18 protein-coding genes are annotated in these 19,811 nt (G+C 58.1%); 3 read left to right on the plus strand and 15 right to left on the minus strand.

The annotated features are described in order from the left end of the window. Nucleotides 1-914 precede the first annotated feature (914 nt). Together AA309_RS35455 and AA309_RS24570 are read right to left on the minus strand one after the other, a co-directional pair. On the minus strand, nt 915-1,064 hold the full coding sequence (locus tag AA309_RS35455) for a hypothetical protein (protein WP_160310540.1): 150 nt from the start codon (nt 1,062-1,064) through the stop codon (nt 915-917). 177 nt (nt 1,065-1,241) lie between these two features. Continuing rightward, nucleotides 1,242-1,490, minus strand: coding sequence for a DUF6894 family protein (locus AA309_RS24570; RefSeq protein WP_047191667.1), 249 nt, complete (start codon nt 1,488-1,490; stop codon nt 1,242-1,244). Nucleotides 1,491-3,351: 1,861 nt separating this feature from the next. On the opposite strand from AA309_RS24570, the gene AA309_RS24585 reads away from it, so the two are divergent. Together AA309_RS24585 and AA309_RS24590 are read left to right on the plus strand one after the other, a co-directional pair. Further along, nucleotides 3,352-3,612, plus strand: a complete 261-nt coding sequence (locus AA309_RS24585) for a DUF7696 family protein (RefSeq protein ID WP_047191669.1) — start codon at nt 3,352-3,354, stop codon at nt 3,610-3,612. 75 nt (nt 3,613-3,687) lie between these two features. Next, entirely contained in the window at nt 3,688-3,963 is a 276-nt protein-coding gene (locus AA309_RS24590) for a hypothetical protein (protein ID WP_150117732.1), read from the plus strand. 82 nt (nt 3,964-4,045) lie between these two features. On the opposite strand, the gene AA309_RS24595 is transcribed toward AA309_RS24590, so the two are convergent. From AA309_RS24595 to AA309_RS24630, 8 genes are all read right to left on the minus strand, one after another. Then, nucleotides 4,046-4,399 (minus strand): hypothetical protein, encoded by a 354-nt coding sequence (locus AA309_RS24595; RefSeq protein WP_150117733.1) that lies wholly within the window; start codon nt 4,397-4,399, stop codon nt 4,046-4,048. Nucleotides 4,400-5,195: 796 nt separating this feature from the next. Further along, a complete protein-coding gene (tam, locus tag AA309_RS24600) occupies nt 5,196-5,972 on the minus strand; it encodes a trans-aconitate 2-methyltransferase (RefSeq protein ID WP_047191690.1) in 777 nt (258 codons plus the stop codon). A gap of 95 nt (nt 5,973-6,067) precedes the next feature. Then, complete coding sequence (locus AA309_RS24605) at nt 6,068-6,823, minus strand: transporter substrate-binding domain-containing protein (RefSeq protein WP_052954968.1); 756 nt, start codon at nt 6,821-6,823, stop codon at nt 6,068-6,070. 60 nt (nt 6,824-6,883) lie between these two features. Further along, nucleotides 6,884-7,831 carry a D-2-hydroxyacid dehydrogenase family protein gene (locus AA309_RS24610; RefSeq protein WP_047191673.1) on the minus strand — a complete coding sequence of 316 codons (948 nt, stop codon included), beginning with the start codon at nt 7,829-7,831 and terminating at the stop codon, nt 6,884-6,886. Between the two features lie 57 nt (nt 7,832-7,888). Continuing rightward, nucleotides 7,889-8,110, minus strand: a complete 222-nt coding sequence (locus tag AA309_RS24615) for a DUF551 domain-containing protein (protein WP_150117735.1) — start codon at nt 8,108-8,110, stop codon at nt 7,889-7,891. Between the two features lie 117 nt (nt 8,111-8,227). Continuing rightward, complete coding sequence (locus tag AA309_RS24620; RefSeq protein ID WP_047191691.1) at nt 8,228-9,709, minus strand: MmgE/PrpD family protein; 1,482 nt, start codon at nt 9,707-9,709, stop codon at nt 8,228-8,230. A gap of 10 nt (nt 9,710-9,719) precedes the next feature. Continuing rightward, nucleotides 9,720-11,204, minus strand: a complete 1,485-nt coding sequence (tcuA, locus tag AA309_RS24625; protein ID WP_047191675.1) for an FAD-dependent tricarballylate dehydrogenase TcuA — start codon at nt 11,202-11,204, stop codon at nt 9,720-9,722. A gap of 293 nt (nt 11,205-11,497) precedes the next feature. Beyond that, nucleotides 11,498-12,262: a GntR family transcriptional regulator gene (locus AA309_RS24630; protein WP_084731600.1), complete on the minus strand. Its 765-nt coding sequence runs from the start codon at nt 12,260-12,262 to the stop codon at nt 11,498-11,500. Nucleotides 12,263-12,594: 332 nt separating this feature from the next. Here AA309_RS24630 and AA309_RS24635 point away from each other — a divergent pair, with 332 nt between their 5' ends. Further along, entirely contained in the window at nt 12,595-14,013 is a 1,419-nt protein-coding gene (locus AA309_RS24635; protein ID WP_047191676.1) for an MmgE/PrpD family protein, read from the plus strand. A gap of 124 nt (nt 14,014-14,137) precedes the next feature. Here the strand turns inward: AA309_RS24635 and AA309_RS24640 are convergent, their stop codons facing one another. The 5 genes from AA309_RS24640 to AA309_RS24660 all read right to left on the minus strand — a co-directional run bounded on the left by AA309_RS24640 (nt 14,138) and on the right by AA309_RS24660 (nt 19,780). Further along, nucleotides 14,138-15,100 carry a D-2-hydroxyacid dehydrogenase family protein gene (locus AA309_RS24640; RefSeq protein ID WP_084731602.1) on the minus strand — a complete coding sequence of 321 codons (963 nt, stop codon included), beginning with the start codon at nt 15,098-15,100 and terminating at the stop codon, nt 14,138-14,140. Between the two features lie 28 nt (nt 15,101-15,128). Then, on the minus strand, nt 15,129-16,526 hold the full coding sequence (locus tag AA309_RS24645) for an acyclic terpene utilization AtuA family protein (protein ID WP_047191678.1): 1,398 nt from the start codon (nt 16,524-16,526) through the stop codon (nt 15,129-15,131). Beyond that, nucleotides 16,523-16,825, minus strand: coding sequence for a DUF4387 domain-containing protein (locus AA309_RS24650; RefSeq protein WP_052954970.1), 303 nt, complete (start codon nt 16,823-16,825; stop codon nt 16,523-16,525). The genes AA309_RS24645 and AA309_RS24650 overlap by 4 nt, the downstream gene beginning before the upstream one ends. Before the next feature lie 103 nt (nt 16,826-16,928). Next, nucleotides 16,929-18,026: an ABC transporter ATP-binding protein gene (locus AA309_RS24655; protein WP_047191680.1), complete on the minus strand. Its 1,098-nt coding sequence runs from the start codon at nt 18,024-18,026 to the stop codon at nt 16,929-16,931. Nucleotides 18,027-18,046: 20 nt separating this feature from the next. Next, on the minus strand, nt 18,047-19,780 hold the full coding sequence (locus AA309_RS24660) for an ABC transporter permease (protein ID WP_047191681.1): 1,734 nt from the start codon (nt 19,778-19,780) through the stop codon (nt 18,047-18,049). Nucleotides 19,781-19,811 lie beyond the last annotated feature (31 nt).

The raw sequence follows: 19,811 nt of genomic DNA on the forward strand, positions 1-19,811 counted from the left end.
AGCCTGACTACTCCCAAGCGATCCCCAGAAAGGCCGCAATCAGCATCCCAAGAACCCCTAGGCCGGCAGCGACCGCTAACGGCATTACGAAAGACTTGAGATGATTGTTGGTCATCGATTCCCCCATCAACAACCCCTCGGAGAATGTGGGGAGGGAGCGCCAAAGATACGAGCGTGGTCCTTTCTCTTCCGAGTTCAGAGCGGTACCACTTCGATCAGCTGAAGCGTCTGGTCGGCAATCTCAATGCCGCAATCTGTCGGGTCACCACCTTCCTGCAACATGGCTAAGCGGTAGACTCGGCCAATTTTCAGCGCCTCATCGTGGGCGGCAATGCGGTCAGGCAGGTCCAGCCAGCCAAGAGCCTCAGTTTCTGAGTTGCACCGAAGGGTGAAGTTAAAGAGGCATCTTGGCCTCCTTGTAAGAGACCCAGCGCCAACAGACGGAATGACACTGGGCCTCCATCGACATTTGGTGGAGTCTCCACCGATGCATGACTGGGAGCCATGCAAAACCCATTGAAGACATCAACAGCGGAAGCCTCAATTCGTAGGATCCCGTAGGGTAGTCACCAAATAGGCTTTGCAGCATAGCTTGGTCTCCAGCCCGAGATTTAATAAAGCCGTCTAAAAGGCAGGGCACCACCCAGGTACCCCCACCTCCCTGCTCACTTCTTCCTGCCAGAGACGTTATCCTTGTTGGATGACGGGTGGGTTTGAGCGTCTTTGCGATGCGTCAGCCTGTCGGTCATCCGTTTGATGGCGTCGGTGACCCTGTGAGCCATGTCGGACATGTTCATAGGAGCCTCACTGTTCAGCACACAAGCTGTGCTTCCAAGACAACGCCAGCCTGCTCCTCCGCGTTCAAGGCGTAGGTTAAGTGCACCCTCAGCTTGAAAGCGAATGCTGGCTTTATCTCACCTTGCCGATTGGTCTCTCGATCGACCTTCAGGAGCGGTGTTGGAAGGCTTGGCTGTATAGTCTGGTTTGTTCTTCAGGATAGCCATGGCACGAGCAACGGTATCATCAGCACGTTTGGCAAATCCGCAGACTGGAAGTTTCAGCATGGGACCTTTCCTTGGAAGGCAAGAGGATTGATACGCCACACAACCTGCTTAGAACCCCGCCTTGCGACCAAGGTTTCAGCTTGGGAGCAAAAGTTTCCCTTTGTCAGGCGGTAAGTCCTCAAGGCTCTGAAACGCTTTCCCAAGCACCTGGTAGGCCAGCAACCGGCCTTGGCAGGGTTAGTGCGATCTCTCACCCAGTTCGATGGCCTCAATGAACGGAAACTCCAGAACGATCTCATCGAGGTCATCTCTGACGGTGATATGAGACACAGCCCAGTTGATGGGCTTCTCGAAGCTAGTGCTCATGAGGCCCTTAGCCATCGCCTTAGCTAACTCCCACGCCTGATCCGCATCGCGGAGGTCTTGCCCTTCTGGGTCTTCGATAACGTCGGTTCCGATATGCACATTGAAGAAGTAGCGGGGCATGAGGTGTCCTAAATTGTCTAGTTTGGCTTTCCCTGCTGAACCGCGGGACACTCGAGATGAGAACTCAAGCCTTGAACAATCTTGGCCACGTCATCCCTTGGAATGACGAAGGCAACCGGTCCGAAGAAGGGATGATCGAACGCGAGAAGTGAACCGTCAATATCTGCAGACTTAATGTACCAGGGCGGATCAATCACAGTTTCGACCGCCTTTCCATGAAGGGATTGCTTCGGTGTTCCCTCAAGCATCCGGGATCTTGCTCGTCCGAGCAGAGTGATCAATCTGGTGAGCTGCTCGAGATCCAATCCGACGGGGGACGACAAGCCCCCGACAGGGCCAATCTCAACGGTCACGGATTGCCGGTCCTCCGCGACCCGGATACCGACCCGCGCCTCGGCCATGGCATGTAACTCCTGCTCGTTCGCGCTCTCTCGTGAACCTGAAACGATCCTACTCAATCAAATGAACGCACCAGACTGGCATTTGGTAAACATAAAGCTCTCAAGAAGAAGACGCCTAAGGGCCGTTGGATCCAATGTGGAAATGAGAGCGGGAGATGCCCCTCATCCGAACTTCGTCCCTGTGTGCCTTAAGCTGATTGCAGAGTTGCTTGAGTTGTTTCTCCAAGCGCCGGGTCCGCGATACCAGTTCAGCGTCAGGCAATCCCGATAGTGTCGGAATCCCTACCTTTCGGCGCATTCCCCTTGTCACAGAGCGCAATCGCGCGAGTGATGTATGTCCCATGTTGGGAACTGAGAGCCAATGAGAGTCAGGCGTAGTGACCACTTCTAGGATTGTGGGGCATCGTCCCTTGAACTCACTGAGAACAGCTTTTTTGATCCTCGGCGGCAACTGATCTATAGGAAAACGATCATATTCTTGCATCTTGCTTCCTATCTTTCTTACTAGACGGAAGCAAATGCCGAACCGAAATCTTGGCGAGGATTAGGCAAGCGGCTCGAATTCAGCCTTCAGGGGTAAGAATCAGCCGTTGATAGCTGTTGTTTCTTGGCGTCCAATCCCCTGCGGCTTGCATGGTCTCCCGGAGAGATGGCACGACCTAAGAAGAAAAGCGCCAGAAAGGCGCTCTCAGCTTTTCGGCCCGCACATGCAAATCCAAGGCCGGTGAGCAACAGTAAACAAATCATTAGAGAAATTGGCAGGCCTCCGAGGGGTTAACCCTTTTGGGTATCTGTTCGCAAGGGGACCAAATCAGATACCGCTGAGGTAGTCCGTGGGGGCATGACGGGCTAAGGGCCGCAGACTTGGACCGGATCAGAGTTCAGGCGCGGCCCTTTCATTTCTGGGGCACAGCCGACTGTGCGGCGATAGCCTCAGGCACAGGATATACAGTTATGACCTCTGGATTACCTCTACGGGCGCAAAAATCTACCTACTAAGACAAGGTTGCACCTGTTGCCTCTCAACTATCTGTAAAGATATATTTTCCGGCAAATCCTAAAAATCCGGATGAATTATGCGGAGCGCACAAGATAATCCTACCGATAATTACCGTGCCCGCCGCGACGTCGGAGGCATGCTGACAGAATTAGACCTAAAAATTCTTTGGGTATCGCGCACTTTGAGCGACATAGACTACCGGTATGAACCAGAATTTGTCAGATTACGGCAGAGCAGCGCACATAAAGACATTAAGAAGCTCATGCGTGAGGCGCTTATCTCGACATACCGCAGGAAACGGGCTCCCTATGTCAAGCTACTCGCGGAGTTGCGGAGACAACAACTCACGTCCGGCGCGCCTAAAGCCTGAAGCCTTCAGGTAGTCAGATTAGCGGGCAATCCCTTACGGGTGTTCTCCGCCAGCAACCTCCTGTTCACCCCTTCATGCCATACCCACGGAATGACCTACTCCCGCGACACAACCGCTATCTCTGAGATCACTGGCCAACCGGTGAATACTTGGTCTGAAGACTGGCAGCACGAATGCGAGGCAAGAGCCGTCCTCGCCATGTCCAAGGCGGAGCGCGATGCCTTCTTTAACGGCGTCAATGAGGAAGGCCGCAAAGAGCGTGGCGTCATTGCTCTTCGCGGCTTGCAAGGAGCGGAAAAGCTAAAGGGCTATATGGAGCGCCTACAAGAAGCCCGGAGCAAGCGCGGGTAAGGAGAATGTAGCATTGACGCTACAGCATCGAGCATCCTACTGCCGAACGGCGCGTTAGAGCCGTCAGGATACCCCGTGAAAACAAAGATCATCCCTGCCCTTACCTTGGTGCTTGCTTCACCATCTGTAGCACAAGTCACACCTGCTGATCCTGGCAACATGCGCTGCGCTGACTTCGTAAAGGCCGCAAAAAGCTCATCGGGCGGAGCCTTCGCGGGAATATCCACGGGCAGCGAGGAGGCCGATGCAGAGGTTGCAAAGATCAATCAGGCGGTCGCAAAAGTCTGTACTCAGAGTCCAAAGATCACGGTGCGCGAGGCATTCCAACAGGCGCTTATCGAGTTCGAGTAGCCGGACACCCCGAGAATCAACGGATGGATGGGCTAGCCAACTGGGAGGCTGTGAGGGCCTCTATGGGAGCCGGATCTTCACCCTAACTAATACCGCGCCCACGGTCGATCAGAGGAGCTACTGCCCCTGCAAGAACGATAGCTCGGGGATTCTTACTGCTGGTCTGAAGGAAAGAAACGTACTGCCGCATTAGTTCGACAGTCACATAGTGAAAGGCCACATCAGATCCCCGTGCGACTTCCATGCGGCGGGAAGCTGTACTGAGCCTCTCTATATATGCTTGTTGCTCGATTGGTGAGGCAGTCTGAAATCCACTCACACCACCGAACACCTCTATGAAAGTATCCCAGAGGAGCGCCAAGCTCTTGGCAACCTTGTCTTGCTGGTCACGACTGAGCTTCTCGAACTCGCCCAACACCATTCCGACATCATCCACCTCATCAATCCCGTTTGCGTCAGGTGACGATAGCAACGGGAGAGAGGGAGACAGCTTGCGGACCTGCGAGTGAAAGATGGGTGAGGTTTCCTCCCACACATTCTGGAGCTTGGGAGCAAACCCACGTGTGAACAAGATAGCCCGGCCAGTCAAACGGGTGGCGCTATGCTTTACCAAGTAAGCGCCTCCCCTGTAGCAGAGGCGCACAACATATCCCTGCGCTACGGTATAAAATTGACTCAACCAAGCATCTTGGGCTCTTTGGCGCGATTTTTCTGCGCTTGGAGCGAAAATGTTAGTAGGCTGTACCGAGCTAACCATCAGCGAACGGCCCCGTTAGTAGCTTTATTTTGTTGTAATATTCACAATTGAGCCGAACTGGCTTAACAGTTTGGTGATCTGGCTGGAATACGGCGTAGCTATATGGCTATTTGGGGGCGCAGCCTCTACCTCAAAGGTGGTAGCAAATGCGGATACACCCCGTTTGGTGATGAATGGATTCCGGCGGAACGGACGGTCGTGACGAGACGATGATCCCTCTAACGACGCTTCCCGAAGCTCAATCAAAAAAGCTTAAAGAGGTGGAGTCAGCGCTCCCACCTCGGTTGATTGCATACCAGAACCGGAGCTTTGGTGGAGCCGCCCCTTACAAGCAGGTTCTGCAACTTCAAGCCACCTCACACCTGTGGGAGCAGGAAGCCCTCGACTGGCCCAAGCCCGCGCCCTCCACCGCCACTGGACAACCCTGGGGACCACCCCGCCTCCGAAAACGGGACAACGCCGCCGCATTGGCTCCCTATCGCAGCCGTTGCGCGACGAAGAACAGGCGTGGGAAACGCAGGAGGACCTTCCCGTCAGCCTGAGCCGGGTAGGCTCTGGCGATCTCCTCTTTGTACCGACCGAGATATTGAGCTTGCTCCTCTGGAGAGAGTGGGTCGAGATACGGCTTCAGTCCCGTGCTCCTGAACCATTCGACGATAGCGTCGGCGCCATCAAGAGGATGAACGTAGGTCGTCTGCCAGATATCCACCGTGCACCCGGCGTGCTGCAACCACGCGTAATAATCCTCGAACGAGCCGATCTTCTCCTTTGCCGCGGAGGCCGATGTCAATTTCGTTGCCCATGGACCTTCATGGGCGATCTGCTCCATGAGGCGGTGCGACGGCTCGTTTAGATTATTGGGCATCTGCACCGCAAGGAAGCCGCCATTCCTAAGGAACGAGACAAGACGGCTCAGGAGACCCGGATGGTCAGGGATCCATTGCAGAACGGCATTGGCGAAGATCAGATCGAAACGCTCCTTCGGCTGCCATGTCGCAATGTCAGCCTCCTCGAACGTCAGACCTGGCAGGCGCTCCCGCGCCTTGGCGAGCATTCCGGGAGAGTTGTCGAGCCCCCTTATCTGTGCGGCTTGGAAGCGCCTGATCAACAATTCCGTGCTGTTTCCTGGGCCGCATCCGAGATCCACGCAATGCTGCGGGTCCGATAGCGGCACCCTCCGGAGCAGATCGACCGACGGGCGAGTGCGCTCGTCCTCGAACTTCAGATATTGCCCTGCGTTCCAGTCTGCCACTGTGGGTTCCTCCTCATCAAACTCTGCTGGCGGCATCCCATGAGCTTGATGAACCGAGACCTGGCCCCTGAAGAGATGTCGGGCTCCTTTCCATTTTAGGAACGTGATCCGACAGGCGCAACGGTCGCGGCCTCCATGCCGTGAGTATCGAAGATCTTGCGAATGGTCCCATCACCCTTCAGATCCTCGATGATCTGGCTGAAGACTTCCAGCGCATCGGTGTGGCCCTTCGGCACGGCCACGGCAGTGCCGGCAGCATGGAAATGACCATCCAGCATCCTGGCGCCAGGGAATTGTGAAAGAAGACTCTGGAGAGATTCCTTGCCCAGGGCCAGAGCATCCACCTCCCCGTTACCGAACTTCACCAAAGCCTCATCAAGACTGGCCAGCCCCGTTGCGGTCGTATGGGTCAGCGTTCGACGTGAGCTTCGGATTGTTGCCGTGTTCTCGACTCCGTAGACCCGTACCCCTCCCCGGTCCACATCGCTGATGCTGTTGATGCTGGAGCCTGCTGGAACAAGGTAGGTGCTTTCGCCGAGGAAGTAATTCGGGCCGAAGTCGACGACCTGCTTTCTCTCAGCGTCTACAGGCGTAAAGGAAACATCCCACGCTCCCGTTGATGCGGCCTCGATGATCGCACCGGAACTTGGATATTCGACCAATGTCAGGGGGGTTCCGATCCGTGCAGCAATCAGCCTTGCGAGGTCTACGGTCGGGCCACGAGGCTCGCCCGTTTCAGCATCGCGGGTGGTCCAGACCGCCGAGACTGCGCTGCCCACTGCGATTGCAACACGCAGGCTTCCGGCAGGGGCCAGAACCTTAAGGAGGTCTTCATTGATATCCGTCTTCATCCAGCCCCCTCGAAGCATTGTATTCACCTGACCATCATCGGACTGTTCCGGATTACTGCACTAGCTTATGACCCGGATCGGCTTCCCATCGAGAAACGCTTTCAGGTTCTCGATCGATTGGTTGAAGAACAGCCGATAGTTCTCCTCGGTCACGAATCCGATATGCGGCGTCGCAATGACGTTCTGCAGATAGCGGTAGGGATGTTCAAGCGGCAAAGGCTCGATGTCGAAGACATCAAGACCTGCACCTGCGATCCTGTGGTGGAGCAAGGCATCAAGGAGCGCAGATTGGTCAACCAGCTTCGGGCGCGACGTGTTAACGAGAAAAGCGGAGCGCTTCATCCTGGCAATGTCGGCGGCTGATACGATGCCCTCCGTCGTGTCGCTATGAGGAATGTGGATCGTGATCACGTCCGAGTTGGCAAACAACTCTTCCTTGGACACGCATTCGACGCCGTGTGGGGCGGTTCTCTCAGGCGTCAGGTTGGGACTCCAGGCGACGACCCGCATGCCGAAGCCCTGTCCAATGCGGGCGACGGGCTGACCCATGTTTCCCAGGCCGAGAATCCCGAGTGTCTTGCCGGCCAAGCCCAGCCCGAGACCCAGTTGCCAGCCTCCATTCCGCAACGAAGCCGCCTCCAGTGACATCCGGCGCATGAGCATCAGGATCAAACCCCAGGTAATCTCCACGGTAGTTTGATGATAGGCCTCAGTCGTGCAGACCGTGATGCCGAGATCTCGGGCTGCCGGAAGATCGATGGAGCGCGCGTTGCGCATGCCGGTCGCCAAGAGCAGTTTCAGCTTGGGCAAGCGCTCCAGGGTTGAGCGGGGAAACTCCGTGCGCTCGCGAATCCTGAGAACGACATCGAACTCGCTCAGGCGATCAATGAGTTGCCTCTCCTCATGAACATGATCGGTGAACGGCACGACAGCGGCATTGGGAATGCTGCCCCAATCCGCCAGCTTGAGAGCTGATGCTTGATAATCATCAAGGATCGCTATGCGCATAGGCTAGACCTTTATGATGAAGAGGTTGACCCTGAAGTGAGAGAAAGCTGTTCGTGCCTAGATGTGAACGGGCGGCTTCGGCAAAGGACACCAATGGGTCGCATCAACGAAGAAACCGCGCTTGCTGACCCAGCATTGGGTGACGGCCCGCCAATGGGAAATCTCGTAATCTCCATATTTCGTGAAGCACAAAATTTCCGTGCCATCCTTCGGGGCTGTCTCCATGGGCCGCCAACGCCCATTGGCCTGGTCCTGCGTATCCTCATGAATCGCAACCATGAGATTCCTGATGACCTCCCCTTTTTTGCTCAACCGCGAGGCCGCTGCTGATCCGTTCCGCCGAGGCATTCGGATGGCATTTCCGAAAGCCTCGGCCCTGGCGCATGCAATCGCTCCTTACGGCACCCAGGTTGTCTCGGGCGCCTCCTGCTCCGTTCGGCTTGCGAACGAAACCGGCGCCTCGGCCTTTCGAGCCCCCCTAAGGCTGCTCACCTGAAGCAGGCGAGTCAATTGGCTGATGTCTGCGACAGCCTCAAGGGTCTCCAGCCGCTCGAAGAGCGGAGCAATCTGCTCCCGCGGCAATGAGCGACTCGCACAATCCTCGAACTTCTCCCAGAGTTCATCCGAACTCATGGGATTTTCGCCGCCGCGCCCGACAAGATTATCCACCCGCCTCGACAACCTGCGACCGTCCTTCAGCTCCACGACCACTTCAGCGCCCCACTGCTCCGCGGCATCGTCGGCCATATCGGGATGTGGGCGCGCCTGCGTGATTTGAAGAAGGTGCCGGATGGCAGGCTCATTGTGAGCGTCTCCCTCGAAATCCTTGAGACGAACAGTTCCATCCAACAGGGCACGCGCCACGACATATTGAACGCTGAATTTCGCCTCAATGGGAGTTTTCGGATGCGGCGTGTTGGTGTGACGCAACCGACGTCCGTGAGGGAGAACCTCGATCCGTGCAACATCGTCTGCCGTGATCCCCTCTTCACGGACCAGGTTCAGCATCATCATGATGGCAGGATGCGTGCTTCCGCAGCATGGAAACTGTTTCAAGCCAACATCCGAACTCTCGATCTCGAGTGGCTCCGCCCATCCGGCAAAGAGCTTCTCGGCATCAAATGTTCCAGGCCCGTTGAAGACGTTCAGGAAGCCCTGGTGGTGCTCAAGAACCGAGGGATTGGCATCGAACCCGTTTTCGGCAAGCAATGCTGCAAGCAGGCCGTTGCGCCCGCATTGTCCGACATGAAGCGGCTTCGTCATGGTGCCGAAATTGGCTTTGATGCCGCTTGCGAGTGAAGCGGCGATCGCGAGAGCCATCGTGGTTTTCTGCTGGTCCAGCCGGATCAGATAGGACACGGCAGCCGCGGCCCCGAAGGTTCCGAGCGTCGCCGTCGGATGCCATCCTTTGTCGTAGTGATGGAAATGGACGGCGCGGGCGAGCTTGAGCTCGGTTTCCACCCCGACGATGTAGGCGAGAAGAACCTCCTCGCCGGAGTACTTGCGCTCCTCGGCAACCGCCAGGAGAGCCGCCACGAGGGGCACCGAATGGTGCCCGCCGAAGACGCTGTTGAAATCGTCGTAATCAAGTGCGTGAGAGGCCGTTCCGTTGATCAGAGCTGCATCGAGAGCACTCGTGCGTAGATCCGTACCGAAGATCAGAGAGCTGCCGGGCGCCTCGGCCACACCTGGTGTTCGCAGCAGGATCTGGGTGCAGTCCTCCGGGATGCCCGCCAAAGTCACGCCCACCGTATCGAGAAAGCATGTCTTGGCCTGCTGAAGGGCCTTTTTCGTTACCTGCTGCTTGCTGAAGCCACAGATTTTTTCGGCAAGCCGCGCCGCGAGGGACACCTGCGCCAGTTGGTTTACGTCGCTCATGAGCGCCTCCTCATGATCGTGCGGCAGCGTTCCGGCCGGCGATGCGGCCGAATGTGGCTCCGGAGACAAGGCCCGTTCCAGCCGGGTAGTTGTCATAGAACAGACCCCCGACCATTTCGCCGCAGGCGAAGAGCCCCGGGATAGGCCGCCAATCGGTCCCGATCACCTGCGCGTTCTCATCGACCTTCAGACCGCCGAAGGTGAACGTGATGCCGCCAGTGGCGCTGTAGGCATAGTATGGCGGCTTATCGATCCGCAGCGCCCAGTTCGTCTTCTCGGGATTGAGGCCACGGGACCGCAGCCCGTCCTTACGGGTCGGATCGTATCCGTCCTGGGGATCACGGGCGCCCGCATTATACTCAAGCAGCGTTTTCAGCGCCTGTTCCTTGTCCTCGATATCGAGCTGTTCCAAAAGTCCTTCAAGCGTATCGGACACGATCGGCGTGCTGGTTTCATAGCGCGGCTCAAGAAGATGGACGACCTTCGAATCGAAGATCTGATAGGCCTTTCCGCCGGGCTCGGCGAGGATCGCTCGCCCGAACTTCGCATAAGTGAAGAGCGCCCCGTCTTCACCCTCGTCCACAAAGCGACGTCCACGACGGTTGAGCATCACGCCATAGACATAGCTCAAGCGGTTGCTGCGATCCGTCAACTCGCGCGGAGCGAACTCGCCCCAATCTGCGCTGATGGGCGTTGCATGGCAGCCGCTCCACTGTCCCCACGGCATCGCGCCGATCGCCATAGCCATGCGCAAGCCGTCGCCTTGGTTGTGAGGCGTTCCACGCACTTTGGCGGCTCCGACCAGAGGTCCGATATGCTGAGTGCGCATCTGCACGTTGGCTTCGAACCCGCCGCAGCCGAGCACGACCGCTTTCGTGCGGATCGTACGAATGCCGTCGTTGTCACGGACTTTCACGCCGCTGACGCGTCCATTTTCGTTAAGACATAGTTCGATCGCAGCGGCGCCATACTGGATGTCGATCCCCATCCGTTCCGCCGTCGCAAACCAGCTCCGGGACAGACCGACTCCCTCGTGCTCGGCTCGAACTACGAGACCACGCGCCCAGATCATCACGTTGTCTTTTCTGACCGCTGACAAGGTGATCGCCGGCTCCATCTTCACGCGGCCGGTCTTGTTCATCCAGAAGACCGTGTCCTTGGAATTGTTGACGAGGACTTTCGAGAGAACGGGATCCGTCCGCCCGTTCGTCACCCTCATCAGGTCGCCGTGATAATCTTCCTTCGTGTAGGGTGAGATACCTTCATAGAAGTTCTCATATTTCTCGGCCGCTCCGGGAATAAGAGGCGCGATCTCGCGGGGATCATCGAAGGCGAAGCGCAACACACCGCCGCTCCAATGGGTGTTCCCGCCTCGCATCTCACGAGGCGCCTTCTCGAGCACCAGAACCCGCTCCGCACCATTCTCCTTGGCGGATACGGAGGCTGCCAATGCAGCATTACCGGCACCAACGACGACAACATCATATTCTTCCATGGGCTTCCTCGTTTCCTCCGCGCCTGGTCTGCCGGACAAGGGTCTAGCAACCGGTCATCTTTCTATTGCCGCTCCTATCGGAGCTTTACCGCCAACTGTAGACAGTTGTCAGTTTTTTACAGGAAAGATTCCCGCAATGCAATGCTTCCTGCATTGCACCAAGGACGGATCAGGGCAGACGGGAATGCATCGGCGGCATACGCCAAGACGCATCGAGCCGCGCCGGAAGCCGGCGCGGCTCGATCCATTCAGATGGCAGAGACCTTTAAGTCCGCTCTAAGCGAAGCTGGGCGCTAAGCCGCTGTCGTCCTGGTATTACGCCGTGAGATCTTCTTTGGAGCGGGCGGCATCTTTACGGATGGGGATGGTCCACTCTCCTCGGAGGACGCTCCGAGTTGCGCCTCAACGTGGAGCCGTGCATTGCGGATATGCTCGCGCATCTTCTGTTCTGCAAGTTCGGGATCGCGCTTGACGAGAGCAGCGACAATTTCCGTGTGCTCCTCGAAGGCATTTCTCGCCCGTCCCCGTAAGGTGCTGGATTTATAGCGGTAGACACGCAAGAGATCGTACAGATCACCGCACAGCATTTGAATCAGGCGCTCGTTGCGGCTTCCTTTCACGATCCGGAAATGGAAGTCGAAATCCTTGCTTTCCTGATAATAGCCCGTCCCAACCTGGATGCTCTTGCGAGAGCCATGCTCCTTCAGCAGGGCTTCAAGGCCAGCGATTTCCTCATCGGTCATTCGCTGAGCCGCCAAGCCACACGCGATCCCCTCCAGGGCTTCGCGAACGACAAGAATATCAGACAGGTCCGAGACCGACAGGGCCGCCACGCGTACACCGATGTTCGGCGTTCTCTGAAGGAGCTTGCGCCCCTCGAGCCGACGGATTGCTTCCCGTAGAGGTCCGCGGCTCACCCCGAGAGATTTCGCAAGCGCCTGCTCGCTGATCTTGCTGCCTGGAGCAAGCTCCCCGCTGATGATGGCGGCCTCAAGCCGTTCGGCCACGACGTCTACCAAGGATTGGGCCTGAACCCTGCTGTTCAAAAGATCGCTCATAGGAAATTCTGTTACCTTAATAGATTGCAGGGTGGAAGCGGTGATTTGCGCTCTCTCCTATGGGCGCCGGACCTTTCTGGCAATAGGAACCGACAAACATCCACTACATCAACGCGTTACATGCTTTTAGCACATGATCGAGAGGCGTTGCGGATCAATACCCGGTGTCAGATTGATTGCCTCACCCGAGCCTTCCCGCCCTTATGCCCATCTGAACTCCATGGATTTCTAGCATGGGCCGCACTGAATTGCAAGATTGCGTAAACTGTTGACATTATACACATTGAGTGCTGTCAATGCAGCATCAGAGAATCCCAGCGATTGGATGCCCCATGCTCGACGCCCGTCACAATGCCGAAGTCACCACATCCAACGGGCCGGCGAACAGCTTGGCAAGATTCACGGCCGATCTGCGGTACAGCGACATTCCCGCCTCCGCCATCGATCGAGCCAAGATGCTTATTCTCGATGCGTTGGGCGTGGGCCTGGCGTCAAATGCCTATGACTATGCTGAACGGGCTGTTGCAGGGGCTGTTGCGCTGGGTGGGAGCGGCCCCTGCTCCGTGATCGGACGCTCTGAACGCCTGCCTGCCCGCGACGCGGCTCTGGCGAATGGGGTGCTCATCCATGGGCTGGATTTCGATGACACGCATCTTACCAGCATCGTTCATCCGACAGCTGCATGCCTGCCTTGCGCTCTGACTTTCGCAGAGTCTCTGAAGGCAAGCGGTCAATCGCTTCTCACGGCCTATGCCGCCGGCATGGAAGCTGCGGTTCGAATCGGCGGATCTGTCAAAGGCGGGTTCCACCATGTCGGATTCCATGCGACCGGAGTTGTCGCCCATTTCAGCTCGAGCATCATTGCCTCAAAGCTCCTCGGCTTGCCTACCGAGCGTATCGTGGCCGCCCAGGGAATTGCCGCCAGCACGGCCGCAGGGATCCAGGTCTTCCTCGAAGAGGGCGCATGGACCAAACGCTTTCATCCAGGCTGGGCCGCGGTCGCGGGCATCACGGCCGCGCGTTTGTCGGAGAACGGTTTCGTGGGTCCGTCGCGCCCCTATGAGGGCAAATTCGGTCTCTTCCAGACCCACCTTCACGAACATGCAAAAGATGTGGACCTGAGCTGGATGAGCGACCGGCTCGGGGAGTACTGGCATTTCGCCGATACCGCCATCAAACCCTATCCGGTCTGCCACTTCATTCATGGCTGCGCTGATGCCGCGATCGAACTTCATCAGGAACTCGATCCGGAGGACATTGCGGAGGTCGAGGCGTTTCTGCCGAAGGACACACTTCACATTATCGCTGAGCCGGCAAACTCGAAGGAGCGTCCGACCACGGATTATGAGGCCAAGTTCAGTGCGCAATTCGTTGTCGCGACATGCCTTATCAAGGGCAGGTTCGGTCTGCCCGAACTCCAGGCCGAGGCGCTCGCCGATCCGCAGGTTCGGGATCTGGCCACGCGGGTCCGCTGCCACGCGGATCCGGATTCCGCCTTCCCGAAATTCTTCTCGGGCGGCGTGCGAGTGACAACCCGGGACGGGCGTCAGCTCACACGGCATGTCAGGGTCAACAGCGGCGCGGGAGAGCGAGCTCTGCCGCTTGAAGGCGTCGTGGCGAAGTTCATGGCCTCGGCATCGCTTGCGGTGCCGCACTGGAAGGCGGAAGAAATCCGGGATGCTGTTTTGCAGCTCGACACAATCTCAGTCGAACAACTCGCGAAAGCCCTTCGCTACGACCGGCGCACCTGATTCCTGTGCGCTATCCAGCAAAGAACCGACTTGTGTACGCTGGTCGAGTCCTATCGTGGCTCACCAGCGAACAGGAATAGCCAATTGGAATGCGTGAAATGTTTCGGGCTCGGTCTGACTTGATCTAGACAGGTGCTGCGAGCACGCGGACCGGATTGCCCGCCCGCCAGGCGGCAATGCCCTCGACAGTATCTTCAAAAAAGGCCCGGTAGGCACCCTCCGTGACATAGCCGAGATGGGGCGTCAGCACGGCGTTCGGGATCGTTCGCAAGGGATGATCAGGAGGGAGTGGCTCCTGGTCGAACACATCGAGGCCCGCCGCACGAATTTTCCGGGTTTGCAAGGCCTGGATCATCGCTGCCTCATCGACGATCGGGCCGCGGGATGTATTCACGAGGATGGCTGACGGCTTCATCAACCCGAATTCGTGAGCGCCAACGAGCCTGCGGGTTCGCTCGCCCAGGATCAGATGGATCGATACCACGTCCGAAAGGCGAAACAGCTCGTCCTTGTCGACGCGTCTGGCTTGGAGCGATGCTGCTCTTTCTTCAGTGAGATTTTGGCTCCATGCCACGACATCCATGCCGAAGGCCCGCGCGATGGGCACCATGTGGCTCCCCAGCTTTCCGAGACCAAGGAGGCCGAGCGTCTTGCCGCCCAGAGAGAGACCGATGGTTTCCTGCCATCTCCCCTCCCGGACGTGGCGATGCTCCTCCGGAATTGAACGGGCGCAGGAGAGAATAAGCCCCCATGCGAGCTCAGGCGTCGCATATTGCGATTCTCCCGGATGGGTATGGCACACGGTCACTCCGTGGCTGGCGGCTGCCTCCAAGTCAATGGTGCGGGTGCGGGCACCAGTCACGATCACGAGCTTGAGACGAGGCAAGCGTTCGATCAACTCTCGCGGCAGCGGCATCCGCTCGCGCATGAGACACAGAACATCGAAGTCCGCCAGCGCATTCGCGGCCTCATCGATGGACGAGAGGTTGCGATCGAACACTTGTATATCGCAGTCTCGTCCGAGCATATCCCACCTTGCATACTGAAGCGCGACACGCTGGTAATCGTCGAGGATCGCAATGCGCATTGAAATCTCCACTGAGATTGAACCGTTTCTACAGCTCTTCGATCTCGACAGGGAAGAGGCTGGCCATATCGTCGACCTCCATGAGGTGGAATACGTTGAAACGATAGGCTGAACCTGTCACGACCTCGGGCGGAGTGAAGGGAAAGGCCAGATTGCCGGCCGTCGAGATACGCCCTTCGTAACCATGATGGAGAAGGTATTGCTTGGTCGTTCTGACCACCTCTTCTGCCCGCTGCGCGCTGGGGGCAATGCACTCGCCCAGGATGAAAACCTCGCGAGGCAGTGGGTCCGGAGCTGCCCCCCAGTCCCGGACACCATCCGCGCCATAAACGCGGAAGAACAACTTGTAATCCTCCTCGGTATCCTCGCAGACAAGATCGCGGACGACCGCCTTCACGCTCTCTAGAATCATCTCGTGACGTGCAATGAAGCGCGGATCGGCAGCACCACACAGCAGAAGCGCCCGGTGTCCCACCGATCGCGCGCCCTCGAGCTTGATGGTCTGTCGCTGGGCTGGCTCAAAAGCGGCCCCGGAGACCCGCGTCCTTCGTGGATCGAGCGCGGTATAAGTGACGTTCCTCAAATCGATGCGGCCGGCCGGTTCACGGATCTCGTAAGGGTCGGCCTGTTCATAGAGGCTGTGAGCGGCCACCGAACTCGGCGTCGCCGCACGGTTGGGCGCCATGCTTTCCAGATCGAAGCCTTCATCGTCCAAGGTCGCCAGAATGGTATCGCGCCCGCCTGGAACACAGCAGAGCGATGCGCATTCGACGATCTTGGCCATGTGGGTTGCAATGCCGGCCGGGAAGCCGAGCATGATCGGAATGGCGGCGAAAATACCGGTGTCGCAGGCCCGGCCCGCAATCACGACATCGGCCCCGGCCTCCAGAGCCCTGCGAAACGCCTCAACGCCCATTTGCCCGACCAGATTGGATGCGGCGTCAACCTCTTCTTCCGTCAGATCCGGCATCGTATCCAGGGGATGGACGCGCCCAGTCCTGATGGCGGCTTTCACGACGTCACGCGGAATGTCCGCCGGGATGACCGCCATCCTGAAGTGAAGATCCTCCTCGCGGGCAATCTCCCGTACGAGATCGACGGTCTGCTCGAGATGCGGGGCGGCTCCTGCGGAACCAGCGGAGCCGATAATCAAGGGAATGTCGAGCTGTCGCGCGGCTTTCAGCACCTTCCGAAGGTCCCGTTTGGCGCCGACCCGCGTCGGTGCCATCGTGCCGTTCCCCAAATAGTGCGGGCCTATGTCGATGGAGCCCATGTCGCACCCGATCATGTCGGGGTTGCGACGCAAGCCTTCATTGAGCGCCGGCGTCGGTATCCCATAACCCAGTTGCCCCGAGGCTCCGAGAACGCGGAGCGGCCGGCGGCGTCCGCCGGAGAACTCATTCACGAGGCGTTCGATAGCGCTCATACTTCAATCTCCAGCAACGGCGCATGCTGCTGCGCGCCATAGACATCGCGATCTCCCGGATCCCCTGACATGATATCGCGGGGGATCGTGATCTTCACCGCCTGGGCAGGCGCATAATCGATCACCCGGACCTCGTTCTCGGAGCGGCCATAGCGGGCGGCAACCTCAGACCGCAAGCGAGCCACTTGCGAACGGACGCGTTCGAAATCCTCAGAACGGTCGAAAATCAGATCAAAGGTGACGAGACAGGGACCAGCGTTCTTGCTGCGCAAAACGCGAGCGATCTCTTGGAGTTGCATCGGCGTGCTCATGCTGAGGCTATCAAGCGCCCGACTTCCGGCCGAAGCGCTTCGATGATGGAATTCGCGAAACTGGTTGCCCTGCCGCCATCAGAGAATGGAGTCAGGCCGCTTGGGCTGTCTTCTCAGGCACAGCGACAAGGTGGCAGTCTGCTGGCGCAAAGCTGACCATCACGTCCGCTCCGGGCGTGAAGTCGAGCGCGGAATGCACCTTTACGATGGTCCCTCCAGCCCTCACGAAATATTCCGTGTAGGCTCCCATGTAGTGCCCCTCCTCGACACGGCCTCTCAACTGGTTCACCGACTCGTGATGCGCCGCCTCCCGGCTTGCGGCCGACAAGTGGACGGCCTCGGGTCGCAACATGGCCTGGTACTGACCATTGGCACTAAGGTTGGAAGCATCGAGCCGTATCTGCGTGCCATCAGGCGTGACCCAAGTCCGGCCATCCGGCCCCCGGGTCACGTCGATGAAGCTCGCCCGCCCGACGAAATCGGCCACGAAGCGGTTGACCGGTCTCCGGTAGAGATCCTTGGGCTCGCCGACCTGCATGATCCTGCCGGCTTCCATCACGATGACGCGATCCGACATGGATAACGCTTCCTCCTGATCGTGCGTGACATAAACGGCAGCGACCCCGAGTTCACGCTGAAGTCGGCGGATCTCGGATCGTGTTCCTTCGCGCAGCTTGGCGTCCAAATTGGAGAGTGGCTCGTCAAAGAGGAGAACCTTCGGTTGGCCTACGATGGCGCGCGCCAAGGCCACGCGCTGCTGCTGACCACCTGACAATTGCGATGGCTGGCGGTCTTTCAGGTGGCGCATCCCTACGACCTCCAGCGCCTCATCCACCTGCTTGGCGACATCGGCCGCCGGAACCTTGCGGATCGTGAGCGGGAAGCCGACGTTCTGAGCCACCGACATATGGGGCCAGATCGCATAGGACTGGAACACCATACCGATGTTGCGCTCGTGGGGCGGGATCAGAACGCCCTGCTCAGGTGCGGAGACGACTTCATCCCCGATCCTGATAATGCCGCCATTGGCATCCTCCAGCCCAGCGATACACCTGAGGGTCGTTGTCTTGCCGCAACCGGACGGCCCCAGCAGACTCACAAATTCTCCTCTGGCAACCTGGAACGAGATGCCATGGACCACCGTCAAGACGCCATAACGCTTGACGAGATTCTGAACGACGATGCTCATAGCGTTACCTACACTTTCTCTCAGCCGCGTCGTGCTGATGGCAGCAGCCAGATGATGAGCGACATTGCTGCGAAGATGATGACGGTTGCGACCACTGACAGTGCGCTCGCGAGACCCCAATTTGCCTGCTCGAAGAACGACCAAATCGAAATCGACACCACGGAGGTGGTCGCCGAGTAGAGAAGGATCGCGGACGAGATTTCACGGAAGAAAGCCATGAAAAGCAGGAAATAGGCTCCCTGCACCGAGGGGCGGGCAAGAGGCAGCAGGATCCTGAAAACCGACCCGAGCCGCGTTGCGCCGCCCACCCAGGCAGCTTCTTCCAGGCTTTTGTCGATCTGGACCAACTGCCCGCCGATTGTTTCGGTCGCATACGGCAGGAAGCGCGTGATGAAGGCCATGATCATCAGGGCAAGCGTGCCGTAAAGCGGGATCGGCAGATAGGCGTAGGCCCAGAGAAGTCCGAGGCCCAGAACGATGCCCGGCACCCCGAAGGGAAGGCTCGCGACAAAGTCGAGCCCTCTATACCCCGTCGGCCTCAGCCGCAGGGTAAAGTAAGAGCAGAGAAGGCCGAGAACCACGCCGATGGCCGCGCCAACTCCCGATACGATCAACGTGTTCCAGAAGCTGCGCATGGTCGATGCGCTTTCCCAAATGAACATGTAGTTCCGCAAGGTATACATGCCGCTCATGGGATTGGCCGTGAACCATTTCAGCAGGGACGTGTAGATGAGGATCACCATCGGCAGGAGAAGGCCGAGGAACACGAAGCCGAAGCAAAGGATGTAGGCGGCCCATTTCCAGCGTCCGAGCGGGATGGGAGTCGCCCGCCCGGCCTTGCCGGTGATTGTGGTCAGACGCCCGGTCCGCGTGACCCGTCGCTGAGCCCAGATCGCACTTCCTGTGATGGCGCTGAGAGCCAGACCCACGGCGGCCGCCAGCCCATAATCCGCCGGCGAGAACCGAACAAGAAGATAGAGCTGGGTTGCCAACATGGTCACCTGGCCCGGGATGCCGATGAGAGCTGGAATTGCGAACTGCTCAATGGTGATAATGAAGGTGAGAATGAAGCTCGAGATCAGGGAATAGCTCAGAAGTGGCAGAGTCACCCGGAACAGAACCGCATGAGGCTTAGCACCCGAGGTACGGGCCGCCTCCTCATAGATTCCATCCATGCTGAGGATCGGGCCACGCATCGTCAGATAGACGAATGGCACCTGGTGCAGCACCATGACGATGACGATACCCATGGCCGTATAGATGTCGATCCGAAGCCATGGCATTCCCAAGACATCGTCCACAACTGCGTTGAAGATGCCGCCGGGCGCACCGATGATGATCCAGGCCATCGCGAGAATGAATGAAGGGAAGTAGAAGGCAAGCCCGATCAGCGCCGTGATGATATTGCCGTATTTGAAGTCTGTGCGATGAACCACAAGGGCGATCGCCGCTCCAATGACAATGCAGAGAGCAGAGGACAGAAGCCCGATCCAAAGTGTCGTGGCGATGGTCGACAGAACACCTCCGGAAAAGAGGTTCGCATAATTTTGAAGGGTCCATTCACCTTCGGTTCCCGGAGCGCTGGTGCGCAGGCTCCCGTAAATGAGGGCCGCAATGGGAATTGTGACAAGCAATATCACAATGACATATGTCGCAACGTATACAGCATTGAGGACACGGTCGTGTGATCGCCGTCCCTTGATCTTCCCGGCCACAAACTCATCGGCGGTCGCGGTGATCGCCTTATCGGTCATTGTTCAGTTCCCAACTCTTCTCGCCAATGAT

The organism is Microvirga vignae (genome assembly GCF_001017175.1).
GTDB classification, from domain to species: domain Bacteria; phylum Pseudomonadota; class Alphaproteobacteria; order Rhizobiales; family Beijerinckiaceae; genus Microvirga; species Microvirga vignae.

Coding starts and splice junctions, on each gene's coding strand:
- AA309_RS35455 (WP_160310540.1), bottom strand. CDS start 1,064: ATGCTGAAACTTCCAGTCTGCGGATTTGCCAAACGTGCTGATGATACC.
- AA309_RS24570 (WP_047191667.1), bottom strand. CDS start 1,490: ATGCCCCGCTACTTCTTCAATGTGCATATCGGAACCGACGTTATCGAA.
- AA309_RS24585 (WP_047191669.1), top strand. CDS start 3,352: ATGACCTACTCCCGCGACACAACCGCTATCTCTGAGATCACTGGCCAA.
- AA309_RS24605 (WP_052954968.1), bottom strand. CDS start 6,823: ATGAAGACGGATATCAATGAAGACCTCCTTAAGGTTCTGGCCCCTGCC.
- AA309_RS24610 (WP_047191673.1), bottom strand. CDS start 7,831: ATGCGCATAGCGATCCTTGATGATTATCAAGCATCAGCTCTCAAGCTG.
- AA309_RS24615 (WP_150117735.1), bottom strand. CDS start 8,110: ATGGTTGCGATTCATGAGGATACGCAGGACCAGGCCAATGGGCGTTGG.
- AA309_RS24620 (WP_047191691.1), bottom strand. CDS start 9,709: ATGAGCGACGTAAACCAACTGGCGCAGGTGTCCCTCGCGGCGCGGCTT.
- tcuA (WP_047191675.1), bottom strand. CDS start 11,204: ATGGAAGAATATGATGTTGTCGTCGTTGGTGCCGGTAATGCTGCATTG.
- AA309_RS24630 (WP_084731600.1), bottom strand. CDS start 12,262: ATGAGCGATCTTTTGAACAGCAGGGTTCAGGCCCAATCCTTGGTAGAC.
- AA309_RS24635 (WP_047191676.1), top strand. CDS start 12,595: ATGCTCGACGCCCGTCACAATGCCGAAGTCACCACATCCAACGGGCCG.
- AA309_RS24640 (WP_084731602.1), bottom strand. CDS start 15,100: ATGCGCATTGCGATCCTCGACGATTACCAGCGTGTCGCGCTTCAGTAT.
- AA309_RS24645 (WP_047191678.1), bottom strand. CDS start 16,526: ATGAGCGCTATCGAACGCCTCGTGAATGAGTTCTCCGGCGGACGCCGC.
- AA309_RS24650 (WP_052954970.1), bottom strand. CDS start 16,825: ATGCAACTCCAAGAGATCGCTCGCGTTTTGCGCAGCAAGAACGCTGGT.
- AA309_RS24655 (WP_047191680.1), bottom strand. CDS start 18,026: ATGAGCATCGTCGTTCAGAATCTCGTCAAGCGTTATGGCGTCTTGACG.
- AA309_RS24660 (WP_047191681.1), bottom strand. CDS start 19,780: ATGACCGATAAGGCGATCACCGCGACCGCCGATGAGTTTGTGGCCGGG.